Below are 19,655 nucleotides of genomic sequence, written 5' to 3'. Positions count from 1 at the left end.
CCAATTAAACAGGGCTGCATCAGGCCTGCTTGTATCCCCGCACCTCATCCACCCCACGGTTGGCCAACTGGTCGGCCCGTTCGTTGCCGTGGTGGCCGATGTGCCCGCGTACCCACTTCCAGGTCACGTTATGGCGGTTGACCTGTTCGTCCAGCAGCTTCCAGAGGTCGGCATTCTTGACCGGTTCCTTCGCGGCCGTCTTCCAACCGCGCTTCTTCCAGTTGGCCATCCATTCGTTGATGCCTTTCATCACGTACTGGGAGTCGGTCACCAGCAGTACGTCGCAGGGGCGCTTGAGTTCTTCCAGGCCGCGGATGGCGCCCATCAGTTCCATGCGGTTGTTGGTGGTATTGGCTTCGCCTCCCCAGAGTTCCTTCTCCACGCCCTTGAAGACCAACAGCGCGCCCCAGCCGCCCGGACCGGGGTTGCCCTTGCAGGCGCCGTCAGTGAAGAGTTCTACGCTATCGCTCATGCCCATCCATCCAGAAAAAATGCAAAGGCCTGCCGGTGGGGACCGCCAACCTCCAGGTTGACGACGCCGGGCAGGCCATCAGAAACGGTTATGGCTCGATATGGCGACGATTGACCTTGGCCATCGGCAAGGGAATCAGCTTGCCCATCGGCTCGCGCCGGACCTGGCGCACCGGGCGCAACCCGACTGCGATCTTGCGCGCCACCAGCAGATAGAAGCCACCACCGGACAGTTGCCAGTCGCCCGCCCTGCGCTCCCACCCCGCCAGGCGGGCTTGCCACTTGGGCGACGCAAGCGGCGGACGATAGCACCCGAAGCGGCGTTTCTCCAGCGCGAAGCCCAGCAGGTTGAGCCAGTCGCCCACCCTCGATGCCGAGATGCAGCGAGCCTGGCGCAAGCCATCATGGGCGAAGACATGGCGTAGTCCCCAACTGCTCCAGGGGTTGAGCCCGATGATCAACAGATGCCCACCCGGACGCACGCTGCTGGCGGCTTCACGCAGCAGGCCGTGGGGCGACAGGCAGAAATCCAGGCCGTGCTGCATCACCACCACATCGGCGGCGTGCTCGCTCAACGGCCAGGCCTGTTCCTCGCAGACGATCTCCACCCCGGGCAGCGGTGCGCCCAGGCGCACGTTGCGCTGGACCTGCGGTGCCGACGGCGGTGTCTGCGCCGACGGACCGTAGTGCACCAGGTAACCGCCGAAGAAGCGACCCAGCTCATCTTCGAGCATGCGCCGTTCCTCTTCCAGCAAAAATTGCCCGACGGGGCCGGACAGCCATTCACGGGCTGCGCTGATCAACGCCAGCCAGTCGGGGTCAGCCTGAGCGAACGCTTCGTCAGTCATTGCATTCTCCAACGCGTCAGGAAGTTCTAAGATGCGCCTTTGTTTTCCGCTTGGCGAATTCCACGATGATACAGATCAGTGCCCTGCCCGCCTTCACCGATAACTACATCTGGTTGTTACAGGACCACTCCAGCCGCCGCTGCGCCGTGGTCGACCCGGGTGACGCCGCACCGGTCCAGGCCTGGCTCGAGGCCCACCCGGGCTGGGTCTTGAGCGACATCCTGATTACCCACCATCACCATGATCATGTCGGCGGCGTCCAGGCGCTGAAAAATGCGACGAACGCCACCGTGCACGGCCCTGCCAGCGAGAACATTCCGGCGCGGGACGTCGCGCTCAAGGACAACGACCAGGTCAAGGTGCTCGGCCTGGACTTCGATGTCTACGCCGTGCCCGGCCATACATTGGGGCATATCGCCTATTACCACCATGGCCTGCTGTTCTGCGGCGACACCCTGTTCGCCGCCGGTTGCGGACGGCTCTTCGAAGGCACGCCGGAACAGATGCACCATTCCCTCGGCCGCCTCGCCGCCCTGCCGGACGATACGCTGGTCTACTGCACCCACGAATACACCCTCGGCAACCTGAAGTTCGCCGCCGCGGTGGAGCCCGGCAACCCGGACATCGCCGCCCGCCTTGAAAAAGTCGGCCGGCAACGCAGCGAGGGCGTCATGACGCTGCCGTCGACCCTGGCCCTGGAAAAACTCACCAATCCATTCCTGCGCACCGCTGAAACATCCGTTAAACAAAAAGCAGACGAACGGAACGGCCAGCGAAACGGGACGCCGAGCGAGGTTTTTGCGGCCTTGAGGGCCTGGAAAGATAAGTTCTAAGGCAGCCATCGGCTGATACAAAAATTCTGAATGGTTGACCTGTTGGGGTGCGCTTTCTAGAATCGGCCGACATTTTTGCCCGGAACTTACTTCCAGCCAATGTCGTCATCCATACGCAGGTCCGTCCCGTCAGCTACTTTGACCCGCCTGGCTCAAGCCATCGCGGTGGCTGTGTCCGCCATCCTGGCGGGCTGCCAGAGCTCGGGCCAGATGCCCCAGACCGACACGGCCGCGCCAAAGAACATGGCGGCCCGCGCCAAGCAGAAGCCGGTCTGGCTCAGCGAGAAGCCCAGCCCCCAGGTTCCCCAGGACATCTGGGAACGCATGCGCCAGGGCTTCCAGTTGCAGGAGACCGCAGGCGTCAACCCGCGTATCGAGCAACAGCGCCTGTGGTTCGCCAGCAACCCGTCGTTCCTCGAGGGGGCCGGTGAACGCGGCAGCCTGTACATGCACTACATCGTCGAACGCCTCGAAGAGCGCAACATGCCGCTGGAGCTGGCGCTGCTGCCGGTGATCGAAAGCGCCTACAACCCCATGGCCTACTCCCGGGCCAACGCCGTTGGGCTGTGGCAATTCATTCCGTCCACCGGGCGTTACTTCAACCTGCGCCAGACCCGCTTCTACGACGGGCGTCGCGACATCACCGCCTCCACCACGGCGGCCATGGATTACCTGACGCGCCTGCACGACATGTTCAACGGTGACTGGCTGTTGGCGCTGGCCGCCTACAACGCCGGCGAAGGCACGGTCAGCCGCGCCATCGAGCGCAACGAAAAACTCGGCCTGCCCACCGACTACTGGAACCTGCCGCTGCCTGCCGAGACCCAGGCCTATGTGCCCAAGCTGCTGGCATTGTCCCAGGTAGTGCTCGCCCCCGATGCCTATGGCGTGAACCTCAACCCGATCGCCAACGAACCCTATTTCCAGGTCGTCGAGATCAACCAGCGCATGGACCTGTCCAAGGTCGCGGCGGTGGCGAACATCGACGAAGACGAGCTGTTCCAGCTCAATCCGGCCTTCAAGCAGCGCACCACCATCGATGGCCCTCAGCACCTGCTGGTGCCCACCTCCAAAGCCCAGTTGCTGACCGCCAGTCTGTCGACCATGCGTCCGGAAGAACTGATCAGCCAGCGCTCGCTCAAACCGGTCTTCGAAAGTGCCGATGACAGCGAAGTCGAAGGTGCCCGGCGCAGCTACCGGGTCAAACGCGGTGACAACCTGGCCCAGATCGCCAAGGCCAACAACGTCCAGACCAAGGACCTGCAACGCTGGAACAAGCTCAGCGGCAACAAGCTCAAGGTCGGCCAGACCCTGGTCATGCAGGACGCCAAGGCGACCAAGGCAACCAAGGCCAGCGGCAAGCGCATCAACACCGTGGTGGCCGCCAACAGCAAGGACCCGAAGAAGCAGCAGACCCAGTACAAGGTCCAGCAGGGTGACTCGCTGTACGTGGTGGCCAAGCGCTTCAATGTCGAGATGCAACACCTCAAACGCTGGAACCCGCGCATGGGCAAGGCCCTCAAGCCTGGGCAGATGTTGACGGTCTACTCCCCACATTGACAGGCTCGAGGGATTCTTGTGGCGGTGCGACGTTTCGATAAATCCCCTCGCCACAGGCTCAGCGCCTGGCTGATGCCCTTCAACTGACTGACTCCCTGTTACCTGCCTTTTTCCTGTCGATACAAGCTGTTACTGTACAGGCCATAAAAGCCCAAGCCGCCTGGATCGGTACCAGACTTGATACGTCCCCTCCTCCTGTTCCTGATCAGCCTGGCCCTGAGCTTCCCCGCCAGCGCAACCATCAGCGAAAGCCATGGCTACGCACAATTCGGCACGCTCAAGTACCCGGCCAGATTCACCCACTTCGACTGGGTCAACCCGCTAGCGCCCAAGGGCGGTACCTTGCGGGTCATGGCATTCGGCACCTTCGATACGCTCAACCCGTACACCTTCAAGGGCAGCAGCCCGGTCTCCACGGCGAATTTTCTGCAGTACGGCATCAACGAACTGAACGAGCCACTGATGGTCGGCACCGGCCAGTACGCGCCTTCCGGCGATGAGCCTACGTCGAGCTATGGCCTGATCGCCCAGAGTGTGGAATACAACGAAAACCGCAGTTGGGTGGTCTTCAACCTGCGGCCCGAGGCGCGGTTTCATGATGGCGTGCCGATCACCGCCTATGATGTGGCGTTCTCCTACCGGACGCTGCTCAAGGAGGGCCACCCGCAATACCGCACCAGCCTGCAGGAAGTGCTGCGGGTCGACATCCTCAATCCGCTGAAAATCCGTTTTGTCTTCAAGCGCGCGGGCAATCCCTTGTTGATCCTGCGCCTGGGCGAGCTACCGGTGCTGCCCCAGCATTATTGGGAGCACCGCGACTTCAAGGCCACCACGTTCGAGCCGCCCCTGGGCAGCGGCCCGTACCGTATAACCCAAGTGCAGCCGGGTCGCCAGCTGGTGTTCGAGCGGGTCAAGGATTACTGGGGCAAGGACCTGCCGGTCAATCGCGGCAAGTACAACTTCGACCGGATGGAAGTGGAGTTCTACCGCGACAGCGACGTGGCCTTCGAAGCCTTCAAGGCGGGCGAGTTCGACATCTACATCGAGCACCAGGCCAAGAACTGGGCCAACGGCTACGACTTTCCGGCGGTCAACCGCGGCGAGGTGATCAAGGCGCAGATTCCCCACCAGATCCCGACCCAGACCCAGGGTCTGTTCATGAATACCCGGCGCAGCACATTTGCCGAGGTCAAGGTACGCGAGGCGCTGGGGTTGATGTTCGACTTCGAGTGGACCAACCGCACGCTGTTCAGCAGCGCCTACAAGCGCACCCTCAGTTATTACCCCAACAGCGAGTTCTCCGCCAGTGGCCTGCCGGTGGGGCACGAATGGCTGTTGCTCAAACCGTACCGCGAACAATTGCCGCCCCGGCTGTTCACCGAGCCCTTCAGTCTGCCCCATACCGACGGTCGCGGCATCCCCCGGGAAACCCTGCGCAGGGCCCTCGGGCTGCTGAAAGAAGCCGGATGGACTCTCAACGGCCAGCGCCTGTTGAACGCCGACGGCCAGCCCCTGAGTTTCGAGATCCTGCTGGTGAACCCGAACCTGGAGCGCATTCTGCAGCCCTACATCGAGAACCTCACCAGCATTGGCATCCAGGCCCGTCTGCGCACGGTGGACCGCGCCCAGTACAAACAGCGCCTGGACCAGTTCGACTTCGACATGGTCCTGCTGACCCTGAACCAGACGCTCAGCCCGGGCCTGGAGCAATGGCAGTATTTCCACTCCAGCCAGGTCGGGGTCAAGGGCAGCAAGAACTACGCCGGGATCGCCAACCCCGTGGTCGACCATCTGCTGGAAAAGCTGCTCGCCGCGCAGACCCGCGACGAACAGGTCGCCGCCGGCAAAGCCCTCGACCGTGTGCTGTTGTGGCAACACTACTGCATTCCCAACTGGTATCTGAATTATCATCGCCTGGCCTACCGTAACCGGTTCGCCTTTGTCACCACGCCGCCCTACACTTTGGGCCTGAGCGCGTGGTGGCTGAAATCTTCGGAGAAAGATCAATGAAGCCTTTACGCGCCCTGCTCCTGCAGGCTGGCGGCCTGCTTTTCGCCGGGCTGGCCTGTGCCGCGCCGCAGCACGCCGTGACCTTGTACAACGAGCCGCCGAAATACCCGGCCGATTTCAAGCATTTCGACTATGTGAACCCGGACGCGCCCAAAGGCGGGATTTTCCGCCAGGGGGGCTTTGGTGGTTTCGACAGCCTCAACCCATTCATCAGCAAAGGCGTGCCGGCCGATGACATCGGTCTGATCTACGACACCCTGGCCAAGCAAGGCCTCGACGAACCGTTCACCGAATACGGCCTGATTGCCGAAAAAATCGAGAAAGCCCCGGACAATGCCTGGGTGCGCTTCTACCTGCGCCCCGAAGCCCGTTTCAACGACGGCCATCCGGTACGCGCCGAAGACGTGGTCTTCAGCTTCCAGACCTTGACCAAGGACGGCGCGCCGATGTTCCGCGGCTATTACAACGACGTCGCTGAGGTCATCGCCGAAGACCCGCTCAAGGTGCTGTTCAAGTTCAAGCACACGAATAACCGTGAACTGCCGCTCATCCTCGGCCAACTGCCGGTCTTGCCCAAGCATTGGTGGGCCGATCGCGATTTCAACAAGGGCAACCTGGAAATCCCACTGGGCAGCGGCCCCTACAGGGTCACCGAGGTGAAAGCCGGGCGCTCGGTCCGCTATGAAAGGGTCAAGGACTATTGGGGCAAGGACCTGCCGGTCAATCGCGGCTTCTACAATTTCGACGTCCTGACCACCGACTACTACCGCGACAACACCGTCGCGGTCGAGGCGCTGAAAGCCGGGCAGTTCGATTTCTGGCTGGAAATGACCGCCAAGAACTGGGCCAACGCCTACAACATCCCGGCCGTCACCGAAGGCCGGTTGATCAAGGAGCAGATTCCCAACGGCAACCCCACCGGCATGCAGGGCTTCGTCTACAACCTGCGTCGCCCGGTGTTCCAAGACGTGCGGGTGCGCAAGGCCCTGAGCCTGCTGCTGGACTTCGAATGGACCAATAAACAACTGTTCAACGGTGCCTATGCCCGCACCCGCAGTTATTTCGAGAATTCGGAAATGGCCGCCACCGGCCTGCCCGGCGAGGACGAACTGAAGATCCTCGAGCCCCTGCGCGGCAAGATTCCCGAGCAAGTCTTCACCGAAGCGTTCCAACCTTCGATGTGCGATGGTAGCGGCATGATCCGCGACCAGCAGCGCAAGGCCTATCAATTGCTGCAGGAAGCCGGCTGGCGCATCGTCGACGACAAGATGGTCGATGCCCAGGGCAAACCGGTGGTGCTGGAGTTCCTGCTGGCCCAGACCGAGTTCGAACGGGTACTGCTACCGTTCAAGCGCAACCTGAGCGACCTGGGCATCGAGCTGGTGATCCGCCGGGTCGACGTGTCCCAGTACATCAATCGCGTGCGCTCCCGGGATTTCGACCTGATGGTGGGCAGCTTCCCGCAGTCCAGCTCGCCGGGGAACGAACAGCGCGAGTTCTGGATGTCAGCCGCGGCCGACAAGCCCGGCAGCCGCAATACCATGGGCTTGAAGGATCCGGCCGTCGACCAGTTGGTGGAACAACTGATCAACGCCGATTCGCGCAAGAGCCTGGTCGCCCACGCCCGCGCCCTGGATCGCGTGCTGCAATGGGGCTACTACGTGATCCCCAACTGGCACATCAAGACCTGGCGCGTGGCCTACTGGAACCACATCGGCCATCCGAAAGTCACGCCGACCTATGACATCGGCACGACCACCTGGTGGGTCAAGCCGGACACCAAACCTGCCGATGAAGTTAAGCAAGTAATCGAACAACAGAACAACGCTGCCCCGGCGAGCGTGGAGTAACCCGATGCTGGCTTATATTTTCCGGCGGCTGCTGCTGATCATCCCGACTCTGTTCGGCATTCTGCTGATCAACTTCGTCATCATCCAGGCCGCGCCCGGCGGGCCGGTGGAGCAGATGATCGCCAAGCTCGAAGGCTTCGAAGGCGCTACCAGCCGCATCGCCGGCGGCGGTGCCGAAGTCTCGGTGGCCGGTTCGTCGTATCGCGGCGCCCAGGGCCTGGACCCGGCGCTGGTCAAGGAAATCGAACGGATGTACGGCTTCGACAAGCCGGCCCCCGAACGCCTGTGGATCATGATCAAGAACTATGCCCACCTGGATTTCGGCGACAGTTTCTTCCGCGACGCCAAGGTCATCGACCTGATCAAGGAAAAGATGCCGGTGTCCATTTCCCTCGGGCTGTGGAGCACGCTGATCATGTACCTGGTGTCGATCCCGCTGGGGATCGCCAAGGCGACGCGACATGGCAGCCATTTTGATGTGTGGACCAGTTCGGCGATCATCATCGGCTATGCGATTCCGTCATTTCTGTTTGCCATTCTGCTGATCGTGGTGTTCGCCGGCGGCAGCTATTTCGACTGGTTCCCGTTGCGCGGCCTGACCTCGAATAATTTCGATCAATTGAGCTGGGGCGGCAAGATCCTCGATTATTTCTGGCACCTGGCCCTGCCGGTGACTGCCCTGGTGATCGGCAACTTCGCCACCATGACACTGCTGACCAAGAACAGCTTCCTCGATGAGATCAACAAGCAATACGTGGTCACCGCCAAGGCCAAGGGCCTGACGCGCAACCGGGTGCTCTACGGCCATGTGTTTCGCAACGCCATGTTGCTGGTCATCGCCGGTTTCCCTTCGGCGTTCATCGGCATCTTCTTCACCGGTTCCTTGCTGGTGGAGGTGATCTTCTCCCTCGACGGGCTCGGGCTGATGAGTTTCGAGGCGGCGATCAACCGCGACTACCCGGTGGTCTTCGGTACCTTGTTCATCTTCACCCTGCTGGGGCTGGTGGTGAAACTGATCGGTGACCTGACCTATACCTTCGTCGACCCACGCATCGACTTCGAAAGCCGGGAGCATTGAGATGAACCTGTCCCCCCTCAATCGCCGCCGGTTCGAACTGTTCAAGGCGAACAAGCGTGGCTGGTGGTCGCTGTGGCTGTTCATGATCCTGTTTGTCCTCAGCCTGGGCGCCGAACTGATCGCCAACGACAAGCCACTGGTGGTGCATTACGACGGCGGCTGGTACTTCCCAGCCCTCAAGCGCTACCCGGAAACCACCTTCGGCGGCGAATTCCCGCTGGAGGCCAACTACAAGAGCCCCTACATCCGCGAACTGCTGGCGGCCAAGGATGCCTGGGTGCTGTGGGCACCGATTCCGTTCAGCTACCAGAGCATCAATTACGACCTGAGGGTCCCCGCCCCCGCACCACCTTCTGCGGTGAACTGGCTGGGCACCGACGACCAGGGCCGGGATGTACTGGCCCGGGTCATCTATGGTTTCCGCATTTCGGTGCTGTTCGCCCTGACCCTGACACTGCTCAGCTCGATCGTCGGCGTCATTGCCGGGGCCTTGCAGGGCTTCTATGGCGGTTGGGTCGACCTGGCCGGCCAGCGCTTCCTGGAGATCTGGTCTGGCCTGCCGGTGCTTTACCTGCTGATCATCCTGGCCAGTTTCGTCCAGCCCAACTTCTGGTGGCTGCTGGGGATCATGTTGCTGTTCTCCTGGATGAGCCTGGTGGACGTGGTGCGCGCCGAGTTCCTGCGCGGGCGCAATCTCGAATACGTGCGTGCCGCCCGAGCCCTGGGCATGCAGAACGGCGCGATCATGTTCCGGCATATCCTGCCCAATGCCATGGTCTCGACCATGACCTTCATGCCCTTCATCCTCACCGGCGCCATCGGCACCCTCACCGCCCTGGACTTCCTCGGTTTCGGCCTGCCGGCCGGCGCGCCGTCCCTGGGCGAGCTGGTGGCCCAGGGCAAATCCAACCTCCAGGCGCCCTGGTTGGGCATGAGCGCGTTCGCCGTACTCGCGATCATGCTGAGCCTGCTGGTATTCATCGGCGAGTCCGCTCGCGATGCCTTCGATCCGAGGAAGTGACATGAACCAGGACAATCTGATCGAAGTCCGCGACCTGGCGGTAGAATTCGTGGTCGGGCAACATCGCCAGCGCGTGGTCGAGGGCGTCAGTTTCGACATCAAGCGCGGCGAAACCCTAGCCCTGGTGGGAGAAAGCGGCTCGGGCAAGTCGGTAACGGCCCACTCGATCCTGCGGTTGCTGCCGTATCCGCTGGCCCACCACCCCACCGGCGCCATCCAGTACGCCGGGCAGAACATGCTGGGGTTGAAGGAAAAAACCATCCGTCACATCCGCGGCAACCGGATCGCGATGATCTTCCAGGAGCCGATGACCTCCCTCAATCCGCTGCACTCCATCGGCAAACAGATCAATGAAGTGCTCGGCATCCACAAGGGCCTGACCGGCAAGGTCGCGACCCGACGGACCTTGGAGTTGCTGGAACTGGTGGGCATCCCCGAGCCGCACAAGCGTCTCAAGGCCCTGCCCCACGAACTGTCCGGCGGCCAGCGCCAGCGGGTCATGATCGCCATGGCCCTGGCCAACGAGCCGGAACTGCTGATCGCCGACGAACCGACCACCGCCCTGGACGTCACCGTCCAGCTGAAAATCCTCGATCTGCTCAAGGATCTGCAGGCACGATTGGGCATGTCGCTGCTGCTGATCAGCCACGATTTGAACCTGGTCAGAAGAATTGCGCACCGTGTATGTGTCATGCAGCGCGGTTGCATCGTCGAACAGGCATCGTGCGCAGAATTGTTCCGCGCGCCGCAGCATCCGTACACTCGGGAACTGCTGGCCGCCGAGCCCAGCGGCAACCCGACGAGCAACGTGGTCGGCCCGCCGCTGTTGCAGGTCGAGGACCTGAAAGTCTGGTTCCCGATCAAAAAAGGCCTGTTCAAGCGCACGGTGGACTACATCAAGGCCGTGGATGGCATTCGCTTCAGCCTGCCCCAGGGCCAGACCCTGGGGATCGTTGGCGAAAGCGGTTCCGGCAAGTCCACCCTGGGGCTGGCGATCCTGAGATTGATCGGCAGCCAGGGCGGGATCCGCTTCGAAGGCAAGCAGCTGGATAACCTGACACAGCAGCAGGTGCGACCGCTGCGCCGGGAGATGCAAGTGGTGTTTCAGGACCCGTTTGGTAGCCTGAGCCCGCGGATGTGTGTGGGCCAGATCGTCGGTGAAGGCCTGCGGATCCACAAGATCGGCACCGAAGCCGAACAGGAACAAGCGATAATCGCGGCATTGAAGGAGGTAGGCCTGGACCCGGAAACCCGGAACCGCTACCCCCATGAATTTTCCGGAGGGCAACGGCAGCGTATCGCCATTGCCCGGGCCCTGGTGCTCAAGCCGGCGTTGATTCTGCTGGATGAACCGACGTCGGCCCTGGACCGTACCGTGCAACGCCAGGTGGTGGAGCTGTTGCGGTCGCTGCAAACCAAGTACAACCTGACGTACCTGTTTATCAGCCATGACCTGGCTGTCGTCAAAGCGCTGAGCCACCAATTGATGGTGGTCAAGCATGGCCAAGTGGTCGAACAAGGTGATGCCCGCAGCATATTCGCCGCGCCGCAACACCCCTATACACAGCAGTTGCTGGAGGCCGCCTTCCTGGCCCCAACAACTGCCGAATAACCTGAAAGAGGAGCAACACATGGGTTTTCTCGCCGGTAAGCGCGTACTGATCGTCGGTGTCGCCAGCAAGCTGTCCATCGCATCCGGCATCGCCGCCGCCATGCATCGCGAGGGCGCTGAACTTGCCTTCACTTATCAGAACGACAAACTCAAGGGTCGTGTCGAAGAGTTCGCCCAAGGCTGGGGTTCGAGCCCTGAGCTGTGCTTCCCGTGCGACGTGGCCAGCGATGAAGAAATCGCCAAGGTCTTCGAAGAACTGAGCAAGAAGTGGGACGGCCTGGACTGCATCGTGCACTCCGTGGGCTTCGCCCCAGGCGACCAGCTGGACGGCGACTTCACCGAAGCCACCACCCGTGAAGGCTTCCGCATCGCCCACGACATCAGCGCCTACAGCTTCGTGGCCCTGGCCAAGGCCGGCCGCGAGATGATGAAGGGCCGCAACGGCAGCCTGCTGACCCTGTCGTACCTGGGCGCCGAGCGCACCATGCCGAACTACAACGTCATGGGCATGGCCAAGGCTTCCCTGGAAGCCGGCGTGCGCTACCTGGCCGGCTCCCTGGGCCCGGACGGCACTCGCGTAAACTGTGTCTCGGCAGGTCCGATCCGCACCCTCGCCGCTTCCGGCATCAAGAACTTCCGCAAGATGCTGGCCGCCAACGAAGCGCAAACCCCGCTGCGTCGCAACGTCACCATCGAAGAAGTCGGCAACGCCGGCGCCTTCCTGTGCTCCGACCTGGCATCGGGCATCAGCGGTGAGATCATGTACGTGGACGGCGGCTTCAATACCACCGCCATGGGCAACATCGAAGAGTAATCTGCGCCGCGCATGAAAAACGCCGCTCGTCCTGGAAGGGACGAGCGGCGTTTTTCATTCCCGGTGCCCTGCCCCCCATTCCGCTCGCGATAGCATGACTGAATCGGACGGGCATTTGCCGACAAGGGCTTATACACTGAGGCACAGGTTCAATAAGAGGCGCTGACCAATGAAGCCCATTTCCCTGGATTCCGCCCCTCGTTTCTGGCGCGACGCGGCCTTGCCCTTCATCGAAGCCAGGGCCATCGCGGATGGGCGCAAGGTCTGTTATTCGCGGCATTCCCATGATCATTTCTCCATCGGGGCAATCACCGCCGGATGCAGCACCTACATGCATGGGCAGTCGAACTTCAAGATCGAAAGCGGCACCGTGGTGCTGATGAACCCTGGTGATGTCCACGCCTGCAACCCGATTGACAACCAGCCATGGTCATACGTGATGCTCTACGTCGACACCCTATGGCTCAGGGACCTGCAGCGACGGATCGGCTTTGACGAGCAGTTGGATTTCCAGGGCTTTGCCACCACCCACAGTCGCGATGCCGAGCTGTTTGCCGCATTGCAAGGGTTGTACGGGCAATTGGTGGATGAACGGCTCGCCCCCTCGTCCAAACAGGCCGCCACCGAGGCGTTCTTCATCGATCTGCAGCAACGTCTCAACCCCGCGGGGCGTCCGGACCGGGGCAGCCATCCGGGGTTGATGCGGGCGGCACAGTTCATCCATGACCATTGCACCGAGGCCTTGACGCTCGAAGACATCTGCGCCGCCGCAGAGCTGTCGCCGTCGTACCTGAGCCGGGCTTTCAAGCGCCACTACGGGATGACGCCCCATGCCTTCCTGGTCAATCGCCGGATCCAGTACGCTCGCCGGCAATTGCGCGAAGGCAAGCTGATCGCCGATGTCGCTCTGGACAGCGGTTTTGCCGACCAGGCGCACTTCCAGCGAGCCTTCAAGCAGCATCTGGCGGCTACGCCGGGGCAGTATCGCGGCTGATATCGTCTTCGCGAGCAAGCCCGCTCCCACAAAGCTCACGCGAACTCCTGTGGGAGCAACTGTCTTGGATGATTTATTTAGCCATTCTTTTTCAAGGCACCAACAGATACACCGCACTCGCCACCAGCAACACCGCCATCGCCCGATTGAACAGCCGCATGGTTGCCGGATTACCCAGCCAGTTGCGCAGAAAACTGCCGGCATACGCCCAACAGCCCACCGAGACGTAGCAAATCACCAGGTAGATGGCCGCGAACTGCCAGACCAGCCTTGCCTCGCCATCAGCCACGAAGGCGCCCATTCCCGCGACACAGGCCAACCAGGCCTTGGGGTTGAGCCATTGCATCAGTGCACCGTAGAACATCGAGGGTGCCCGCCCCTCGTCATTGGCGCCCAGGTGACCATTATCCATTACCAACTTCCAGGCCATGAACAACAGGAACGCCACGCCGCCCCATTGCACCACCCGCGTAAGAGCGGGCCAGCGCTGTAGCACTTCATGCAACCCCAGCCCCATCAGCACCAGCAACAGGACGAACCCCAGGGTGGCGCCGGCCACATGGCGCAACGTCGCACGAAAGCCGTACCGAGCCCCGGAACTGAGGGCCACGATATTCACAGGGCCCGGCGTGATGGAGGCGACCAGGGCAAATGCCGCCATGGAGAAAAACAGAGTCATCGCATACCTTCTTCATGTTGGTGAGGTAGCGCACACAGTAAATCTGCGAAAGCCGCGGGTATTGAATAAAACTGCCCCATCGCAACCACGCTGTACCGTGGTGATTTTTACGTAAACTTTATGCAGTATCCGGCCAGCGGAGCCGATACTGTGCGGCTTACTCAATCAGGCGTGCCCTATGTCCTTTGCGGTAGTGCGATTCATCGGCTTCATTCTCGGTATTTTCCTGATCACGCTGGCCGCAAGCATGGTTATTCCACTCATCACCCTGATGATCTATGGGCGAAACGATGACCTCTCGGCGTTTTTATGGTCGAGCCTGATCACCTTCACCTGTGGCATCGCGCTGGTGGCCCGCGGACGGCCCGCGCACACGCAGATGCGCCCTCGGGACATGTACCTGTTGACGACCGCCAGTTGGATTGTTGTCTGCGGGTTCTCCGCGCTGCCGCTGGTGCTCATCCAGCACATCAGCTACACCGACGCCTTTTTCGAGACGATGTCAGGCATCACCACCACCGGCTCGACCGTCCTGACCGGGCTGGACAACGCATCCCCCGGCCTGCTGATCTGGCGCTCGATGCTGCACTGGCTTGGCGGGATAGGCTTTATCGGTATGGCGGTGGCGGTCCTGCCGCTGCTGCGGGTCGGCGGGATGCGACTGTTCCAGACCGAGTCATCGGACTGGTCGGAAAAAGTCACTCCACGCTCCCATGTCGCGGCGAACTACATTCTGTGGATCTATATAGGATTGACCGCTCTGGCAGCCCTGGCCTTGTGGCTGGCAGGCATGACGCCTTTCGAAGCGATCAATCATGCGATGTCCCTGATCTCCACGGGCGGCTTTTCCACGTCGGACGCCTCCCTGGGGCATTGGCCTCAACCGGCGATTCATTGGGTATCGGTCGTTGTCATGATGGCCGGTTCGCTGCCATTTACCTTGTATGTAGCCACCTTGCGCGGCAACCGGCGAGCGTTGTTCAAGGACCAGCAAGTCAAAGGGTTTGTCGGTTTCCTGGTCGTCACCTGGCTCGTGGTCGGAACCTGGCTGAGCCTGAACAGCGACTACACATGGTGGGACTCGGTTCGTATCGTGGCCGTCAACGTGACTTCCGTGGTCACCACCACCGGCGTTGCGCTGGGTGACTACACCCTGTGGGGCAGTTTTGCCTTGTTGTTGTTCTTCTACCTGACGTTCGTCGGCGGTTGTTCCGGCTCGACCGCAGGCGGCCTGAAAATCTTCCGCTTTCAGGTGGCCCGAGCCTTGCTGATGGGCAGCTTGAAACAACTGATCCATCCGCGGGCAGTGATTCAGAAAAAATACAACAACCATCCCATCGATGAAGAAATCGTTCGCTCGCTACTGACGTTTTCATTTTTCTTCACCATCACCATCGGCGTTATCGCCCTGGGTCTGGCACTGATCGGCCTGGACTGGACAACCGCCTTGACCGGCGCTGCCACCGCCGTGTGCAACGTGGGACCGGGGCTGGGATCGATCATCGGGCCAGCGGGTAACTTCTCGACCTTGCCGGATGCCGCGAAATGGCTGCTGACCGTTGGCATGTTGCTGGGTCGCCTGGAGATCCTGACGGTCTTGGTATTGTTTACCCCGGTGTTCTGGAAGTACTGAATCCTTCGCCTTTTGCACAATATTCACTGTCGATTTTTCGGTGGAGCTGTACCGGACGCAGTTCTATGCTCAGCCCATGAACAGACAAGACTCGCTGCTCCCACCCCATGCCGAGATGGTCCGCGCCATGCTCGAACGAGACACCACCTACGAGGGGGTGTTCTTCACCGCGGTCAAGACCACCGGCATTTTCTGTCGCCCTGCCTGCACGGCGCGCAAACCCAAACCGGAGAACGTGGAGTTCTTCGCCCACGCCGACGAAGCCCTGTCGGCCGGCTACCGCGCCTGCCTGCGCTGCAAACCCCTGGACGCTGCCGCCATCGCACCGGACTGGATCCAGGCGCTGCTCAAGGCCGTGGACGCCGAACCCGATCTGCGCTGGACGGACGCCCTGCTGCTGGAACAAGGCATCGAGCCCTTGAAATTGCGGCGCTGGTTCAAACTGCATTTCGGCATGACCTTTCACGCCTACCTGCGCACCCGGCGCCTGGGTATCGCCCTGGGTGGCATCAAAGAAGGTAACTCCATCGACAACGCGGCGTTCGATTCGGGCTACGAGTCCCTGAGCGGGTTTCGTGACGCGTTCGTGAAGTCTTTCCACATCACGCCCGGCCGCGCAGCCCACCGTGAACCCCTGCTGTTCACACGTCTGACCACGCCATTTGGACCCATGCTGGCCATGGCCGAACGACGCGGACTGGTGCTGCTGGAGTTTCTCGACCGCCCGGCCCTGACCCGGGAAATAGAGGAACTGCAACAGCGCTACGGCTACACCGTCGCGCCGGGGCACAACGCGCACTTGCAGCAGATCGAAACCGAGCTGACGGATTATTTCGCCGGAAACCTCACGACCTTCAGCGTCCCTCTGCATATGCCGGGCAGTACCTTCGCCGTCCGGGTCTGGACCGAACTGCAAAAGATCCCCTATGGCGAGACTCGCAGCTACGGCGCCATCGCCGCCGTACTCGGCAGCCCTGGCGCCAGCCGCGCCGTGGGGCTGGCCAATGGGCAAAATCGCCTGGCCATAGTCGTACCATGTCACCGGGTGATCGGTGCGGACGGTTCCCTGACCGGCTATGGTGGCGGACAACCGCGCAAGGCCTTCCTGCTGCGACTGGAAAAAGCCGCCGTGCAGGTTTCACTGCCCCTGGCGTTTTGATTGACATGCCGAACGAGTATCTGATGCCAGCGCCCTACCATGACGCCAGTGTCTTCCTGGCAAGTCTGGACGAGGACTGGTGCCGTCATATCGAGGCAATTGGCCCTTGCCTGCTGCAACCCAAGCCGGCCCGCGATCCCTACGAAGTCCTGGTGCGGGCCATTGCCTACCAGCAACTGCACGCCAAGGCCGGCGACGCGATCCTCGCTCGGTTGCTGGCACTGTTCCCGGCGCTGACATTCCCCAGGCCTGAGCAGATCCTGGCGACTGATTTTGCGCAAATGCGCAGTTGTGGGTTTTCCGCCAGCAAGATCGCGACCATCCAGGGCATCGCCCAGGCGGCCCTCGACGGCGTAGTGCCGGATTACGCCACCGCACGGGCGATGGAAGACGAAGCGTTGATCGAGCGCTTGGTCAGCCTGCGCGGCGTCGGGCGTTGGACCGTGGAAATGCTGCTGATCTATAGCCTGGAGCGGCCGGACATCCTGCCAGCCGATGACTTTGGGGTGCGCGAGGGCTATCGACGACTCAAGGGATTGGCGCACCCACCCAGCCGCAGGCAAATGGTCGATGTCGGCCTGGCCTGGCGCCCTTATCGGACGGTGGCGGCGTGGTATTTGTGGCGGGTGCCGAAGTGATGTTGGCTGTACCGACGCCTTCGCGAGCAAGCCCGCTCCCACAGAGGATCTGCGTCGCTTATGGATCTTCTGCCCACTCTCGGTCAGTGTGGGAGCGGGCTTGCTCGCGAAGGCGGTCGCATGGCCACTCTCAATTCAACTATCAAGACACAGATTGTCTAGGCTGTACTGAGTGATTTCCAATCCCACTGGAGGTTCCCCATGCAGCTAGAAGGATCCTGCCACTGCGGCGCCGTATCGTTCAGCCTGGCCTGCGCCCACCCCTACCCATACCAGCGCTGCTACTGCTCGATCTGTCGCAAGACCCAGGGCGGCGGCGGTTTCGCGATCAACCTGGGCGGCGATGCCCGCAGCCTCAAGGTGCGCGGTCGCAGGCACATCTCGATCTACCATGCGCGGCTCAAGAACGAAAGTGATAAACGCGCCCACCGCAGCAGTGCCGAACGGCATTTCTGTTCTCTTTGCGGTTCGGGATTGTGGCTGTTCAGCCCTGAATGGCCGGAATTGATCCACCCTTTCGCCTCGGCCATCGACACGCCACTGCCGGTTCCGCCGGAGCACACCCACCTGATGCTCGGCTCCAAGGCCCCCTGGGTGGAAGTCGACGCACAGCCGCGCGACCAGCGGTTCGAGGTTTATCCCGAGGAATCCATTGCCCAGTGGCATGAACGCCTGGGGTTGACGGCTTAACGCCCCCATCGCGAGCAGGCTCGCTCCCACAGGAGGAATGCGTTTCCATGTGGGAGCGAGCCTGCTCGCGATGGCGTCAGTACAAACGACGCAGTACTAAAGCGCCGGCACCCCACTGTGAAACCGAAACTCCACATCCGGCGACTCGATCAAGTCCCGCTCGGCCTCACGCACCTTGTCGATCACCTGGACGATGTCCTTGGCATCGCCATACTGGTAGGCCAGTTTCAGGTAACCCTGGAAATGCCGGGCCTCGCTTTTCAGCAGGCCGAAATAGAATTTGCCCAGTTCTTCGTCCAGATGCGGGACCAGTGCTTCGAAACGCTCGCAACTACGGGCCTCGATGAACGCACCGACCACCAGGGTATCCACCAGCTTGACTGGCTCGTGGCTGCGCACCACCTTGCGCAAACCCGAGGCGTAGCGCCCGGCGGAGAGCTGGCGCAAGCCGACCTTGCGCTTTTTCATCAGGCGCATGACTTGCTCGTGGTGCACCAGTTCTTCCCGGGCCAGGCGTGACATCATGTTGATCAGATCGACATGGGAATGGTACTTGGCGATCAGGCTCAGGGCGGTGCTGGCGGCCTTGAATTCGCAGTTCTTGTGGTCGATCAGCAACGTTTCCTGGTCGGCCAAGGCGGCCTGGACCCAGGCATCGGGGGTGCGGCAGCCAAGGAACTCGTGGATTTCGGGAAGGATCATGGGGCTCACGGGAAAGGTAGTCGAGCGAAGGGCGCCGATTATACCGGGCTGCCTCCAGACCACCAGTCACGGCCGTTGATATGCATCAAGTCGACGACTCACCGGCAAGAACTATAGTTGAGCAACACCATGCCTTTTCATCGCTGGAGACGCCGATCATGCAAGCCATTCGCAGCATCCTGGTGGTCATCGAACCCGAACACTCGGAAAGCCTGGCGCTCAAGCGCGCCAAGTTGATCGCTGGCGTGACCCAGGCCCACCTGCACCTGCTGGTATGCGATAGACAGCACGACCATGCTGGCATGCTCAGCGTACTGAAAGCCGCGCTGCTGGCAGATGGCTACAGCGTCACCACGGAACAGGCCTGGAACGAGAGCCTTCACGAAACCATCATCGACGTGCAGCAGGCCGAAGGCTGCGGACTGGTGATCAAGCAGCATTTCCCGGACAGCCCGCTGAAGAAAGCCCTGCTGACGCCATCGGACTGGAAACTGCTGCGCCATTGCCCGACCCCGGTATTGCTGGTGAAAACCGCAGGTTCCTGGCGGGACAAAGTGATCCTGGCCGCCGTTGACGTGGGCAATGCCGACGGTGAGCACCGGCACCTGCATACCACCATCATCGACCACGGCTATGACATCGCCCGCCTTGCCAAGGCCCACCTGCACGTCATCAGTGCCCACCCTTCGCCCATGCTCTCGGCGGCCGACCCGACGTTCCAGCTCAAGGAAACCATCGAGGCCCGCTATCGCGAGCAGTGCCGCTCGTTCCAGGCAGAGTTCGACATCGATGACCAGCACCTGCACATCGAGGAAGGCCCGGCGGATGTATTGATCCCGTTCATGGCGCATAAACTGCAGGCGGCGGTGACCGTGATCGGCACCGTGGCCCGCACGGGGTTGTCAGGGGTACTGATCGGCAATACCGCCGAAGCGGTGCTCGATGCCCTGGAAAGCGATGTGCTGGTGCTCAAGCCGCAGGAGGTGGAGGATCACCTGGTGGAGTTGGCAGTCAAGAGTTGAAGCGGGTCGCCATTGGCCATTGTGGCGAGGGGATTTATCCC

18 protein-coding genes are annotated in these 19,655 nt (G+C 61.6%); 14 read left to right on the top strand and 4 right to left on the bottom strand.

From position 1 onward, the window contains the following. Window positions 1-19 precede the first annotated feature (19 nt). Complete coding sequence (gene rnhA / locus FBX99_RS21745; protein WP_047700958.1) at window positions 20-472, bottom strand: ribonuclease HI; 453 nt, start codon at window positions 470-472, stop codon at window positions 20-22. A gap of 88 nt (window positions 473-560) precedes the next feature. Next, window positions 561-1,319: a class I SAM-dependent methyltransferase gene (locus FBX99_RS21740; RefSeq protein ID WP_047700957.1), complete on the bottom strand. Its 759-nt coding sequence runs from the start codon at window positions 1,317-1,319 to the stop codon at window positions 561-563. A gap of 65 nt (window positions 1,320-1,384) precedes the next feature. On the opposite strand from FBX99_RS21740, the gene gloB reads away from it, so the two are divergent. From gloB to FBX99_RS21695, 9 genes are all read left to right on the top strand, one after another. Then, the gene (gene gloB, locus FBX99_RS21735; protein ID WP_144925002.1) at window positions 1,385-2,152 is read left to right on the top strand and encodes a hydroxyacylglutathione hydrolase; all 768 of its coding nucleotides are present in this window, start codon (window positions 1,385-1,387) and stop codon (window positions 2,150-2,152) included. 99 nt (window positions 2,153-2,251) lie between these two features. Beyond that, on the top strand, window positions 2,252-3,712 hold the full coding sequence (locus FBX99_RS21730) for a transglycosylase SLT domain-containing protein (RefSeq protein WP_144925005.1): 1,461 nt from the start codon (window positions 2,252-2,254) through the stop codon (window positions 3,710-3,712). A 177-nt stretch (window positions 3,713-3,889) separates the two neighbouring features. Next, complete coding sequence (locus tag FBX99_RS21725) at window positions 3,890-5,722, top strand: extracellular solute-binding protein (RefSeq protein ID WP_145132855.1); 1,833 nt, start codon at window positions 3,890-3,892, stop codon at window positions 5,720-5,722. After that, window positions 5,719-7,572, top strand: a complete 1,854-nt coding sequence (locus FBX99_RS21720) for an extracellular solute-binding protein (RefSeq protein ID WP_144925012.1) — start codon at window positions 5,719-5,721, stop codon at window positions 7,570-7,572. The genes FBX99_RS21725 and FBX99_RS21720 overlap by 4 nt, the downstream gene beginning before the upstream one ends. 4 nt (window positions 7,573-7,576) lie before the next feature. Then, window positions 7,577-8,650, top strand: coding sequence for a microcin C ABC transporter permease YejB (locus tag FBX99_RS21715; protein ID WP_144925015.1), 1,074 nt, complete (start codon window positions 7,577-7,579; stop codon window positions 8,648-8,650). 1 nt (window position 8,651) lies between these two features. Further along, window positions 8,652-9,671, top strand: a complete 1,020-nt coding sequence (locus tag FBX99_RS21710) for an ABC transporter permease (protein ID WP_145132853.1) — start codon at window positions 8,652-8,654, stop codon at window positions 9,669-9,671. A 1-nt stretch (window position 9,672) separates the two neighbouring features. Next, window positions 9,673-11,283, top strand: a complete 1,611-nt coding sequence (locus FBX99_RS21705; RefSeq protein WP_144925021.1) for an ABC transporter ATP-binding protein — start codon at window positions 9,673-9,675, stop codon at window positions 11,281-11,283. Window positions 11,284-11,302: 19 nt separating this feature from the next. Then, window positions 11,303-12,097, top strand: a complete 795-nt coding sequence (gene fabI, locus FBX99_RS21700) for an enoyl-ACP reductase FabI (RefSeq protein WP_003202751.1) — start codon at window positions 11,303-11,305, stop codon at window positions 12,095-12,097. A gap of 169 nt (window positions 12,098-12,266) precedes the next feature. After that, on the top strand, window positions 12,267-13,091 hold the full coding sequence (locus FBX99_RS21695; RefSeq protein WP_144925024.1) for an AraC family transcriptional regulator: 825 nt from the start codon (window positions 12,267-12,269) through the stop codon (window positions 13,089-13,091). A gap of 91 nt (window positions 13,092-13,182) precedes the next feature. Here FBX99_RS21695 and FBX99_RS21690 read toward each other — a convergent pair whose 3' ends face one another. Further along, window positions 13,183-13,770 carry a LysE family translocator gene (locus tag FBX99_RS21690; RefSeq protein ID WP_144925027.1) on the bottom strand — a complete coding sequence of 196 codons (588 nt, stop codon included), beginning with the start codon at window positions 13,768-13,770 and terminating at the stop codon, window positions 13,183-13,185. A 178-nt stretch (window positions 13,771-13,948) separates the two neighbouring features. Between FBX99_RS21690 and FBX99_RS21685 the strand changes: the two genes are divergently transcribed. From FBX99_RS21685 to FBX99_RS21670, 4 genes are all read left to right on the top strand, one after another. After that, on the top strand, window positions 13,949-15,403 hold the full coding sequence (locus tag FBX99_RS21685) for a TrkH family potassium uptake protein (RefSeq protein ID WP_144925030.1): 1,455 nt from the start codon (window positions 13,949-13,951) through the stop codon (window positions 15,401-15,403). Window positions 15,404-15,479: 76 nt separating this feature from the next. Further along, window positions 15,480-16,562: a bifunctional transcriptional activator/DNA repair enzyme AdaA gene (locus FBX99_RS21680; RefSeq protein ID WP_145132851.1), complete on the top strand. Its 1,083-nt coding sequence runs from the start codon at window positions 15,480-15,482 to the stop codon at window positions 16,560-16,562. 23 nt (window positions 16,563-16,585) lie between these two features. Beyond that, window positions 16,586-17,200 (top strand): DNA-3-methyladenine glycosylase, encoded by a 615-nt coding sequence (locus FBX99_RS21675; protein WP_145132849.1) that lies wholly within the window; start codon window positions 16,586-16,588, stop codon window positions 17,198-17,200. 201 nt (window positions 17,201-17,401) lie between these two features. Then, window positions 17,402-17,890 carry a GFA family protein gene (locus FBX99_RS21670; protein WP_144925039.1) on the top strand — a complete coding sequence of 163 codons (489 nt, stop codon included), beginning with the start codon at window positions 17,402-17,404 and terminating at the stop codon, window positions 17,888-17,890. Between the two features lie 96 nt (window positions 17,891-17,986). Here FBX99_RS21670 and FBX99_RS21665 read toward each other — a convergent pair whose 3' ends face one another. Further along, window positions 17,987-18,592 (bottom strand): tRNA-(ms[2]io[6]A)-hydroxylase, encoded by a 606-nt coding sequence (locus FBX99_RS21665; RefSeq protein WP_145132847.1) that lies wholly within the window; start codon window positions 18,590-18,592, stop codon window positions 17,987-17,989. A gap of 158 nt (window positions 18,593-18,750) precedes the next feature. On the opposite strand from FBX99_RS21665, the gene FBX99_RS21660 reads away from it, so the two are divergent. Beyond that, window positions 18,751-19,614: a universal stress protein gene (locus FBX99_RS21660; protein WP_145132845.1), complete on the top strand. Its 864-nt coding sequence runs from the start codon at window positions 18,751-18,753 to the stop codon at window positions 19,612-19,614. Window positions 19,615-19,655: the final 41 nt, after the last annotated feature.

Source organism: Pseudomonas sp. SJZ074 (genome assembly GCF_007828215.1).
Classification (GTDB): domain Bacteria; phylum Pseudomonadota; class Gammaproteobacteria; order Pseudomonadales; family Pseudomonadaceae; genus Aquipseudomonas.
Note: the sequence above shows the minus strand (reverse complement) of the source record. Positions and strands in the feature narration are given on the sequence as shown.